This window comes from Chryseobacterium sp. 22543 (assembly GCF_052044565.1).
GTDB lineage: Bacteria > Bacteroidota > Bacteroidia > Flavobacteriales > Weeksellaceae > Chryseobacterium.
In genome coordinates this window covers 514,909-526,266 of record NZ_JBQENH010000002.1, presented here as the reverse complement: position 1 = coordinate 526,266, position 11,358 = coordinate 514,909, and the positions used below count along the sequence as shown (strand labels likewise).

Annotated in this window: 8 protein-coding genes; 2 read left to right on the top strand and 6 right to left on the bottom strand. The window is 37.5% G+C overall.

The window, feature by feature from the left end:
- Positions 1-342 (bottom strand): Sec-independent protein translocase subunit TatA/TatB, encoded by a 342-nt coding sequence (locus tag ACTJIP_RS08190; RefSeq protein ID WP_047376773.1) that lies wholly within the window; start codon positions 340-342, stop codon positions 1-3.
- A 395-nt stretch (positions 343-737) separates the two neighbouring features.
- Here ACTJIP_RS08190 and ACTJIP_RS08185 point away from each other — a divergent pair, with 395 nt between their 5' ends.
- The gene (locus tag ACTJIP_RS08185; RefSeq protein WP_440704342.1) at positions 738-1,688 is read left to right on the top strand and encodes a hypothetical protein; all 951 of its coding nucleotides are present in this window, start codon (positions 738-740) and stop codon (positions 1,686-1,688) included.
- A 63-nt stretch (positions 1,689-1,751) separates the two neighbouring features.
- Here the strand turns inward: ACTJIP_RS08185 and ACTJIP_RS08180 are convergent, their stop codons facing one another.
- The 3 genes from ACTJIP_RS08180 to ACTJIP_RS08170 form a co-directional block, all read right to left on the bottom strand.
- Entirely contained in the window at positions 1,752-2,570 is an 819-nt protein-coding gene (locus ACTJIP_RS08180) for an arylamine N-acetyltransferase family protein (RefSeq protein WP_077414928.1), read from the bottom strand.
- A gap of 97 nt (positions 2,571-2,667) precedes the next feature.
- Positions 2,668-3,915 (bottom strand): TCR/Tet family MFS transporter, encoded by a 1,248-nt coding sequence (locus ACTJIP_RS08175; RefSeq protein WP_077414930.1) that lies wholly within the window; start codon positions 3,913-3,915, stop codon positions 2,668-2,670.
- 187 nt (positions 3,916-4,102) lie between these two features.
- Positions 4,103-7,012, bottom strand: coding sequence for a protein translocase subunit SecDF (locus ACTJIP_RS08170; RefSeq protein ID WP_047383562.1), 2,910 nt, complete (start codon positions 7,010-7,012; stop codon positions 4,103-4,105).
- Between the two features lie 217 nt (positions 7,013-7,229).
- Between ACTJIP_RS08170 and ACTJIP_RS08165 the strand changes: the two genes are divergently transcribed.
- Positions 7,230-8,597, top strand: coding sequence for a PQQ-dependent sugar dehydrogenase (locus ACTJIP_RS08165; protein ID WP_077414932.1), 1,368 nt, complete (start codon positions 7,230-7,232; stop codon positions 8,595-8,597).
- Positions 8,598-8,769: 172 nt separating this feature from the next.
- Here the strand turns inward: ACTJIP_RS08165 and hemN are convergent, their stop codons facing one another.
- Both hemN and ACTJIP_RS08155 read right to left on the bottom strand, forming a co-directional pair.
- The gene (gene hemN, locus ACTJIP_RS08160; RefSeq protein ID WP_428168354.1) at positions 8,770-10,128 is read right to left on the bottom strand and encodes an oxygen-independent coproporphyrinogen III oxidase; all 1,359 of its coding nucleotides are present in this window, start codon (positions 10,126-10,128) and stop codon (positions 8,770-8,772) included.
- Positions 10,129-10,306: 178 nt separating this feature from the next.
- Entirely contained in the window at positions 10,307-11,338 is a 1,032-nt protein-coding gene (locus tag ACTJIP_RS08155; protein ID WP_440704341.1) for a WD40/YVTN/BNR-like repeat-containing protein, read from the bottom strand.
- Between the last annotated feature and the right edge of the window lie 20 nt (positions 11,339-11,358).

Sequence of the window (11,358 nt, the reverse complement as noted above, 5' to 3'; positions counted from 1 at the left end):
TTATCTGCTTACAGGTCCTTCATAAGTCTCATCATCAGCAGGCTTCGGTTTTGGAGGCTCATTAGAAGCAAGAGTACCCGGTTCCGTCAGAATATCTTTTTCGATATCTTTCATCGGGTTGAAATCTTTGGCAGCATCTTTCACCTTTTCAATCTCACGCTTTATTTCAGAAACAGGATTATCTGTTTCCTTCATAATTTCAGTTTTGATATCTTCTACTGCTCCACGCATTTTTCTAACGCCTGCACCTAGGTCACGCGCAATCTGAGGCAGTTTATCCGGTCCGAATAATACAACGATTGCAATGGCAATGAGTGCCATTTCTCCAATGCTTAATTCCATCCTGTAAAATTACAAAAGATTATTGCATTTATGAATGGTAAACTAAAAATTTAAACAAATTTTAAGATTTTGTAAAATGAGAATGGAAGTTCAGTGTTTTTAGTTGAGAATTGCTGGTTATTAGTTCTTTGTTTCTCGCTACTGGTTTCTTTTATTACTGGTTCTATCCAGGCTGCCATTATCTTGACTCTAGATTCTAGACTCTCCCTTCAAAAATTCACCACTCACTTACAAAGCAAAATTCACCATTGACTTCAATCAACCTTCATTATTATTTCACAGAGTATTCCCCCTAATCCCTATTACCTATAAATTAACAAATACTTAATTCAAAACAATGAGAATTACATAACAATTCAGTATATTTATAATACACAATCAAATAAATATATAGTATGAAAAAACTAGTGACTACTTTTAAAGTTTTCGCCGTATTATCGGTATTGGCATTCAATAGCTGCCAGAATGAAAACAGTGAAATGGATCAGCAGGAAACAATTCAGGCAAAGATAACCGCCTCTGACCTGAAAAAAGAGATTACTCCTCTTTCCTCTCAAATTGTTCCTGAAGCAGTACAACTTCAACTGAATGAATCCGGTAAAAACCTTGAAACTTATCTGAAAAATGATCTGCAGATTGCAGAAGTGAAGGTATTGGGAAAAATTTCAACCCAAAAAGGCATTGATCTTTCCAAAAGCCTGATCGCCGACAAAGACCAGTTTATTGCAACAGGAAACATCATGGATCCGTCTTCAGTAAAGATTGGAAAAATTGGAGATTTATATCACGGAGATGACCTGACAACAGCTCAGCAGGGATTGAAAGAAGTGGTCACTGAAGAAATAAAACCTGGGATTAATGTTATGGAAATAACTTGGAACAGCAAAAGCGGAAAATTTACGACACTATGTTTTTACAAAGATTCGGGAATTATCTGGGACAATATTTTCGGAGGTCTTATTATGATGGATTCACGTGGAAATTCGGAAGCATCCAACAACAATCAGGCAGCAAAAGTAGTTTCTACCTGGTATAAGCAATGGTGGACCGCAAGCTGGCTGTGGGGTTCCAAAAGAGGTGAAACCGGATATCAGATTACGATTTATTATTCCGGTTCTACGGTTTCCAATGCAGATGTAAGCGATTGGGGATATATCAGTTTAGGAAAAGCGAAAAGTGAGAGTAAGATTATAAAGAAAACAGGAGCTTACGGGCAATGCCGTTATGCGCTGGGGCTTTGTACTCCTACAGGTTCTTTAAGTTTTAATAGCAGCAATTTCTCTATGTCATTCTCAGGATTGGGCAGCAATATTGTAAGTAACGGGACAAAATCTCTTTATCCATAATTTTCATAAAAATCAGATTTCAAAAAACGGGAAGCTCAGCAAGCTTCCCGTTTGTATTTTATATTAAGACTTTTGAAGGGATTCGTTTTCAATTTTTGATTTCAATACTTCTACTGCATTTTCTTTCAGTCCGAAAGTATTCATCAGTATTTCATACAACTGCATATCATTTTCTATAGATATGGATTCTTTCTCACCATGATCAGACCGGATATTCAGGACATGGTCTGTATAGGTATAACGGACATTCTCATCTACTTTTGAAAGGATTAGTTTGTTCTTAAAATGAGAATCCGGATGAGTAGACAAATACCAATTAGAGATAGTAAGATCAATGGGCTCTACATGTTCAGGTATGAAGCGGTACACCGGGAACCATTGTTCTTTCAGCATCCAGAGGGTATAGGTTTCTTCTTTATAGGAAACTTTAAATATTCCGTTGGGTGTTTGCTGTGGTTCTTCTTCATTTAAAAGAATAGGTGCTGTAAGTGTAGCTGTCCCAAATCCACAGTCTACAACATACTTTTCACCTCCAAAATCCACGATCAGTAATAAATGAGTCTGTGCCGCAACGCTGTCTTCTTGTCTCCCCCACACTACTCTTCCAAGCTGTAATTTTACATTGAATCCTAAATGTTTTAAAACTTCGCTTAAAAGCAGATTTTGTTCATAGCAATATCCGCCTCTCGATTCTGTAACCAGTTTTTTAAAAATATCCGCCAGATCCAGAGAAGGCACTGTTCCTGTGTAAGAGTCAATATTCTCAAAAGGAATATGTTTAGGATGAAGCCGGTGTATTGTTTTCAATACCTCCATAGTCATTTCCGGCGTTCCGGAGAAATGAATCCGTTCGAAATATTTTTCCAGGTCTAATGTATTCATAATTTATTTTGTGTTTAAAAAAGTAGAAAGACTACTTCTGTAAAATTATCGAATAGATTGAACCCAGAGCCACCTATATGTTCGGAATAGAACAAATCTATTGTTTCTGAAAATCCTTTTCTATTTTTTCTTTTCCTTTTTTCTGAAATGCAGAATAGGTGATCACAACGCTGATCGCCATTAAAATAAATGCTAAAAAGAAAGGCGCACCGGAAAACTTGAATGGCGCTTCATCATGGGTAAAAAAGTAAAACAGGTTTGTCATCATCGGAGGCCCGATAATTGAAGTTGCACTCATTAAACTCGTTAACGCTCCCTGAAGTTCACCCTGCTCATTGGAAGGAACACTTTTTGTGATGACAGACTGTAAAGCCGGTCCACAGATTCCTCCTAAACAATAAGGAACCAAAAATACAAACATCATCCATCCTTCAGAGGCAAAAGCAAACAGCAGCATTCCTACGGCATAGAAAGCCAATCCGTAGTAAATACTTTTCTGCTCTCCAAGCCTTGGAGTAGTCCATCTGATCAGTCCACCTTGTACGAGACCAACCAATAAACCTACTACTCCCAATGAAATCCCTACCATTCTTTCTGTCCAGCTGAATTTATACATTGTAAAGAAACTCCAGTTGCTCTGTACGGCATGACCTGCAATATAAATCAATATTAAGGAAAGAATAAGTCCGGAAATTTCAGGGTGTTTACCTAAAAACTTAAATGAACCTATAGGGTTTGCACGTTTCCAGTCAAACTCTCTTCTTTTATCTTTATCCAAACTTTCAGGAAGGATGAAATATCCATACAAGAAGTTAAGCAGACATAAACCCGCAGCAGCATAGAAAGGGACTCTGGCACCATAATGACCAAGTACACCGCCCAGAACCGGACCTATAATAAATCCGAGCCCAAAAGCAGCTCCTATCAGTCCAAAATTCTTGGCTCTGTCTTCATCCGTCGAAATATCTGCAATATAGGCACTGGCAGTGGTGACACTTGCGCCCGTTATTCCGGCAATAATTCTTCCCAGAAACAGCCACCAGATTGTGGGAGCCAGTGCAAGGAAAATATAGTCCACAGCAAATCCGAAAAGAGAAATCAGGATCACAGGTCTACGCCCATATTTATCACTCAGGTTTCCAACAAGAGGAGAAAATATAAATTGGGTAAAGGCATAGGCAAATCCAAGCCAGCCACCATATTTTGCGGCTTCACTAATATCTGCATGAATAAGTTCCTCAATTAATTTGGGAACAACAGGAATGATGATTCCCCATCCTGTAATATCTATCAGTAAAGTAATAAATATAAAGCCTATAGCCGCTTTTTTCCTTGAATTTTCCATGATGGTGCAAAATTAATCAAATCTTAAAAATAATGGTTCTAAATTTCATTGTATTAAAGAAGTATAACATTAATAATACACTCAATTTGCTTTTTAGCATTTATAAGGAATAAAAAAAAAGCAGATATTTAGCAAAAAAAAGACCGTCTCTTTCGAAACGGTCTTTATTAATTTATTGTAGTTTGTATTACTTTGAAGCAAGTTCTTCTTTTGTAGAAGTGGTTTTTCCATGTACCTCTTCTTCTTTTCCTGTTTTAAGGAAGTCATAAGCAATTGCAGACGCAATAAAGATAGATGAATACGTACCGAATCCAATACCAATTAACATCGCAAACATGAATCCTCTCAAGTTATCACCACCGAAAATAAAGATCGCAAGGATAACCAGAATTGTAGTAAATGAGGTGTTGAATGTTCTACCCAATGTACTTGAGATAGAGTCATCAAACAGACCCGCTAATGTTAAAGATTTTTTCTCTCTCAGGTATTCTCTAATTCTGTCGAAGATAATTACCGTATCATTGATTGAGTACCCTAATACAGTAAGAATCGCAGCAACGAAATCCTGATTGATCTCCATGTTGAACGGCATAAACTTATGAAGTAATGAATAAGCCCCCAAAATGATAACAGCATCGTGGAATAACGCGGCAACAGCACCAAGGGAGAACTGCCATTTTCTAAATCTTACCAAGATATAGATAAAAATACCTGCTAATGCTGCAACTACAGCAAGAATACCGTGTGTCTTGATATCGTCTGCTACAGTAGGTCCTACTTTCTCAGAAGAAATAATTCCTGAGTGATCTTTATCTGCAGATTTGAAATCTTTTAAGGTCATATTTGCAGGTAAGCTGGATTTTAATCCGTCATACAATTTCTGCTCAACAGTCTGGTCAGCTTTCAAAGATTCGTCTTCGATAAGGTAATCTGTAGAGATTTTCAACTGCTTGTCATTACCGAAAGTTTTAGCTTCTACTGAAGAGTTTTTACCATCCTCAGTCTGGAACATTTTTACTAAGCTAGCTTCAACATCTTCAGCATTTACTGCCTTATCAAATCTTACCACATAATTTCTACCTCCTGTAAAGTCGATACCATATTTGAATCCGTGGATTGCAATAGATGCGATACAAACAATAGTTAAAACACCAGAAATGATGTAAGCATATTTTCTTTTTCCAATAAAATCGATCCAGGTATTTCTGAAAAGATTTTTTGTAGCACCTGTCCAAACAGAAAGGTGTTTTCCTTTATTCAGTCTAGAGAAGATCATTACTCTTGAGATCAATACCGAAGTAAAGAATGTCATCAAGATACCGATTCCTAATGTTAATGCAAAACCTTTGATAGGCCCTGTTCCGAAAAGGAATAGTACACCTGCCGTCAATAATGTCGTTAAGTGACCATCAACAATTGCATTTAATGCATGTTTGAAACCGTCTTTGTATGCTTCAAGAATACTTTTTCCTGCGAAAAGTTCTTCTTTAGTTCTTTCATAGATAATTACGTTCGTATCTACCGCCATGGCCATTGTAAGTACAATACCTGCGATACCAGGAAGCGTAAGTGTAGCATCTACGGAATCCATAATTCCGAAAATGTAGAATAGGTTGATGATCATTGCAATTACTGCATAAACACCAGCTCCACCATAGTAGAAAATGATATAAGCAATAATTAATAAGAATGCGATACCGAATGACATCACACCAGCATCAATAGATTCCTGTCCTAATGAAGGCCCTACAACTGTAGCCTGAACTACTTTTGCACCTGCCGGTAATTTACCTGCTCCTAAAACGTCAACCAATTCTTTAGCTTCTTCCTGAGAGAAGTTACCAGAGATCTGGGTTCTACCGTTCGGGATTGCATTTACAACGTTTGGTGCAGTATATACTCTACCGTCAAGCGTTACAGCAACCGGTTTACCAACGTTTTTCTCAGTTAATGTTTTCCAGTCTTTTGCTCCTTTGGAATCCATCTGCATATCTACCACTACTCTGCTCAGCTCATCATAGCTGATGTTTGCAGTTTCTACCGCACCGTCTACCGGAGCTTTTTGGTTGATGTTACCTCTGATTGCATACAGGACTAAGCTTTCAGCATCTGTAGCTTCAGGCTTGTAACCCCACATGAACTGTGTATATTTAATGTTAGACGGACGTAAAGACTGACCAACCTTACTGTTTAAAATTTTATTTACAACAGCTGTATCGGATAATTTTACGTTAGCAACACCATTCGTTCTTAATTTGTCAAGCTGTAAAAGGCTCATGAAGTTCACATTCTTTGCTACTCCCATAGAATCTCCTTTTGTAGCAACCATAGTTGTCAAAGTTTGGAAATAAGGCGCAATCTCAGGAACCTGCTGTACTTCCCAGAACTGAAGTTTTGCAGAAGTTTGAAGCATTTTCTTCACTTTATCGATGTCCTTCATACCAGGCATTTCCACAGAAATTCTAGCTGTTCCAGGTACTCTCTGAACGTTTGGCTGCACAGCACCCATTTTATCAATTCTCGTTCTGATTACCTCAAAAGCTGTTCCTACAGATGCATCAATTTTTCTTTTAACAATGCTTTTTACCTGCTCATCAGGAGTATTGTACTTCACCTCGGTAAGTGTAGTATTTCCGAAAATTTCCGGATCTGCCAACTTAAGGTTTGTACCTTTAGCTTTGTTCACTACATCGAATTGTTCGAAGAAATTATCAATGTAAGCTTTTGTAGAATTCTTCTGTGCTTCATCAGTTTTGTTTAAAGCCTCAATAAGAACAGGATTTGTAGAATAATTTGTTAAATCATTCACAAGATCTCTTTGGTTGATTTCCAAAAGAACGTTGATCCCTCCTTTCAAGTCAAGACCAAGTTTCATTTCCTTGTCTTTGGCTTTAGTGTAATAAAGTTTTGTGAATCCTAGATTCAAAGTATCCTTAGAAAGTCTAGCAATTTCTTTCTGATACTTCTCCGGATTGTCTCCTGCAATAGCAGTTGCCTGCTTTTCAATTTTGCTGGCGTACCATGTTGGTAATAGCTCGTTTAAGCAAATCAACCCTAGTACAATAGCGACAATTGTAATAAGTCCTTTTCCTTGCATTTTGTTATAACTACGTTAAATTAAGTCGGCAAATATAATGATTTTCTTGTATTTTATGAATTTTTAACAACAGAAATGGTTTATTTTCAGATATATTGGTATTCTGAGTTCTATTTAAGATTTAACAATTTTTTCTTAGTATCATAATGAAGTCTTCAAAATTCGATTGGTATAAAATTTTCATTCACTTTCTCAACACACTAACTCTCACAATATTATGAAAAAACTACTTTTTGCCATTAGTATTTTTTCTTCCTTAATTGCTAATTCTCAAAGCATTAATTTGGAAGAATTTGCCACGGGACTTACCAGCCCGGTAGAGATTACAAACGCCAATGACAGCCGGCTTTTTGTTGTTCAACAGAACGGAATTATTAAAATTATTCAACCTAACGGGACAATTAATCCCACTAATTTTCTGAACATCGGTTCAAAAATTATTTTTAGCGGTGAAAGAGGTCTTCTGGGACTTGCTTTTCACCCACAATATCCTACCAACGGGTATTTTTTTGTGTATTATAATAACCCGGCAGGCAATATCATTGTTGCAAGATACAGTGTCAGTTCAACTGATCCTAACGTGGCTGATCCTGCTTCTGAAAAAATCCTGCTCAACATTCCCAAACCATTCGACAATCACAATGGAGGAAGTATTCATTTTGCTCCTGACGGAAAACTCTGGATCATCACCGGAGACGGAGGAAGTGGTGGCGACCCCAACAATAATGCTCAAAACAAAAATGTTCTGCTTGGAAAAATGTTGAGAATAGATGTGGATGCTACTGGTCCTTACAACATTCCTCCTGATAATCCTTTTGCCGGAGCCGGAGTAGCTGGTGCCGATGAAATATGGGCCTATGGTCTCAGAAATGCATGGAAATTTTCCTTTGATCTAACCACCGGAAATGCGATGATTGCAGATGTAGGCCAGGGCGCCATAGAAGAAATCAATAAAATGCCTATAACACAAGCCGGTTTGAACTATGGCTGGCGCTGCTATGAAGGAAATAATGCCTATAATACAGCAGGATGTGCTGCACAGTCTACCATGACCTTTCCTATTGCAGTATATGATCATTCAGGCGGAAAATGTTCTATCACGGGTGGCTATGTTTACAGAGGAACTCAATATCCGTCACTTCAGGGGAAATATTTTTTTGCAGACTACTGCTCTACCCAGATCGGAATTCTGGATAGCAATAATGCCATCACTTGGACGGGTCCTTATTCCGGAAATAATTTTTCTACTTTCGGAGAGGATTATCAGAAAGGACTGTACGTAGCTGCAGTGAACAGTGGAAAAATTTTTAAAATATCCACAGGGACTTTAGGAACTCAGGAAAGTACTTTAGGAACCGTAAAAATTTATCCTAATCCTGCTTCAAAAGAAATTTTCATTGATGGCATTACAGATAAAAAAGCAACCCTGGAAATTATCAGTGCAGAAGGAAGAAAAGTATTGGAAACAGATCAGATCAGTCAGGGCAAAAGCATTGATATTTCACATATACCAGCCGGAGTATACTATATTAATCTAAAATCCGGAGAACAGAAGTCTTACAGTCAGAAATTGATTATTAAATAATTATAGTTTGTTGTTAACGCAAGCGAAACGCTAAGATTTTTACAATTCTATGAAAAGGGCGCAAAGGCGTTTCACTAAGCAAAAAAATCTTGCTAAACACAGTAGCTTTGCGAACATAGCAATAAACTACCTGGCTAATAAAAAAAGCGGTTCAGATCTGAACCGCTTTTATTTATATTGTCATTGAGAAAATCCTTGTTTCAGGCTTATTTCTCATCATTCTCAGGTCAAAAACCATGGCTACATTTCTTGTGAATGCTCTTCCGGCTTCTGTAATTTTAACTTCTGTCCCATTAATCTCAACCAGTCCGTCATTTTCCATTTCTTTCAACATTTCCAAAGCGTTTTCAAGCTCCGGGAAAGAATTGTTGATATCAAAAGTTGTTTCAAGCTGGCACATCAGATTCAGAATATGTCTTCTTACAGTCAGATCTTCTTCACTCAGAACGTGTCCTTTTACAACAGGGATCTCACCTCCTTCAACCATTTTCTGATATTCCTCAACCGTTTTTACATTCTGGGCAAAAGCATACCATGAATCTGAAATGGCAGACATACCAAGTCCTACCATCAGCTGGGTTTTGCTTGAAGTATACCCCATGAAGTTTCTGTGAAGTTTTTTATGAATCAAAGACTGATACAGATCATCATGTTCAAGAGAGAAGTGATCCATCCCTACTTCAATATATCCTAAATCCTGAAGCAATCTTTTACCATCTTCGTACAAACGGCGTTTTTCTTCTCCGCTTGGAAGGTCATTTTCATCAAAACCTCTCTGCCCAACTCCTTTCACCCATGGAACGTGTGCATAAGAGTAGAAGGCAAGTCTGTCCGGCTTCAGCTCCATTGTTTTTCTGATCGTGTGTTCCATCGCCTCCCAATTCTGATGTGGCAGTCCGAATACAAGATCATGACTGATTCCTCTGTAACCAATTTCCTTTGCCCATTCTGTAACATTTTTTACGTTTTCAAAGGGTTGAATTCTATTGATTGCTTTCTGAACTTTAGGATCATAATCCTGAACGCCAAAGCTTACTCTTCTGAAACCGAGGTCGTATAAAGTCTGAAGATGTTCTTTCGTTGTATTGTTAGGATGCCCTTCAAAAGAAAATTCCGGATGTTCCGCAATGTCTACAGTTGAAAAAATTCCCTCCAATAATGTTTTTAAGTTCTCAGGAGAGAAAAATGTAGGAGTTCCACCTCCTAAGTGTAATTCTTTCAGTTTAGGTCTTTCGTTGAAAAGGTCAAGATAAAGTTTCCACTCTTTCAAAACACTTTCCAGATAAGGCACTTCAACACTGTGTTGTTTGGTAATACGTTTATGACATGCACAGAACGTACACAAAGCCTCACAGAAAGGCAAATGGATATAAATAGAAATCCCCTCCTCTGCATTACTCTCATGAAAAGACCTGATTACAGTTTCCTTCCATTTTTCCGGTGAAAATGTAGATTCATCCCAATACGGAACGGTAGGATAAGAAGTGTAACGCGGTCCGGGAATATTATACTTATCTATTAAAGAGTTCATTTTGAAATTTAAAATTTTATAAGAGTATGAAATTTAACACTATTAAAATTTCATCTTACAAAATTAACCATTAGTTATGAATTTTAACCTATGAATTATATTAGGTTCTATTTTATAATGAGTCTAAATACGTATGGCCACGCTTTTGGCAAATAGTGATAAATTCTATTCCTGATATTTAAAATTTTAATTTCATTACCGCGATTTTATTATTTCCGGCAAAAACTACATTGTTCCCATCAATCCATTGGCAGACGAAAAAGCCTTTCTCATCAGAAATTTTCTTCCATGTCTTTCCAAAATCTGAAGAATAACTGACATGCTTGTCTCCAACTGCAATGATTTCTTTTCCTTTTGATCCGGGCTTAATCTTCACACAGGTTGTATATCCCGCATTCTGTCCTGAAGCCTGAATCTGCCAGGTTTCACCAGCATCAATAGTGGTTGCAATATTGTTCATATTGGCATCCTGCTTGGTATAATCCCCTCCTGCTGCAATCCCGAAACGGTCTTCAAAAAAATCGATAGAATACATTCCTTGTGAAGATTCTCCCTGAATGAAAGGTGTTTCTATAATCTTCCAGTCCAATCCCTTCTGCTTAAAGATCCTGGAAGCTTTCCCGCCCGTTGCAATCCAGAGAATATCCTTGTAGGAAGCAATATTTGTATTGCTGGCAGCAAATGCGGCTTCCCCTTCCTTAAGTCTTACTGCCTCGTGATTACCCATTGGAGGATTCCACACATCGTACATTTTCTTGTGAGGGAATAATAATGCCAGCTTCATCAAAAGATTTTTATCAGGATCACTGAACGTTATACCATATCCATCCTTTACAAAATGTAAAGCATCATAGAAAGCGGTTTTAGCAGTATCTTTAAAGACAATCTGTGATTTCAGATCTTTTTTATCAATTTTAAAGAAGTAAGCAGGGCTTTCAATGTTGATGGCATAAAAAGAGGTTTTATCCTGTGCCAGCGTTCTGAACTGAAGCTTTTCCTCAGACAGTTTTATCTGCTTCTGATTTTTATAATCTTTCAGATCTACAAACCCGAATTTGGAATCTGTACCGCTATACCAGACCTTATTATCATATAATTCCAGCGCTCTGATGCTGATTTTATCATTAAGAATGGTTTCAAAACTTTCCACTTGCTGGGAAAATGCTGTAAGTCCTGCGGATAGGAATAAAATGGAAAAAAACTTTTTCATATAATAGTATTGGGACAAAA

Excerpts from the sequence above, each read along its gene's own strand:
- ACTJIP_RS08190 (WP_047376773.1), bottom strand. The coding sequence starts at position 342 with ATGGAATTAAGCATTGGAGAAATGGCACTCATTGCCATTGCAATCGTT.
- ACTJIP_RS08155 (WP_440704341.1), bottom strand. The coding sequence starts at position 11,338 with ATGAAAAAGTTTTTTTCCATTTTATTCCTATCCGCAGGACTTACAGCA.
- ACTJIP_RS08185 (WP_440704342.1), top strand. The coding sequence starts at position 738 with ATGAAAAAACTAGTGACTACTTTTAAAGTTTTCGCCGTATTATCGGTA.
- ACTJIP_RS08175 (WP_077414930.1), bottom strand. The coding sequence starts at position 3,915 with ATGGAAAATTCAAGGAAAAAAGCGGCTATAGGCTTTATATTTATTACT.
- ACTJIP_RS08180 (WP_077414928.1), bottom strand. The coding sequence starts at position 2,570 with ATGAATACATTAGACCTGGAAAAATATTTCGAACGGATTCATTTCTCC.
- hemN (WP_428168354.1), bottom strand. The coding sequence starts at position 10,128 with ATGAACTCTTTAATAGATAAGTATAATATTCCCGGACCGCGTTACACT.
- ACTJIP_RS08165 (WP_077414932.1), top strand. The coding sequence starts at position 7,230 with ATGAAAAAACTACTTTTTGCCATTAGTATTTTTTCTTCCTTAATTGCT.
- ACTJIP_RS08170 (WP_047383562.1), bottom strand. The coding sequence starts at position 7,012 with ATGCAAGGAAAAGGACTTATTACAATTGTCGCTATTGTACTAGGGTTG.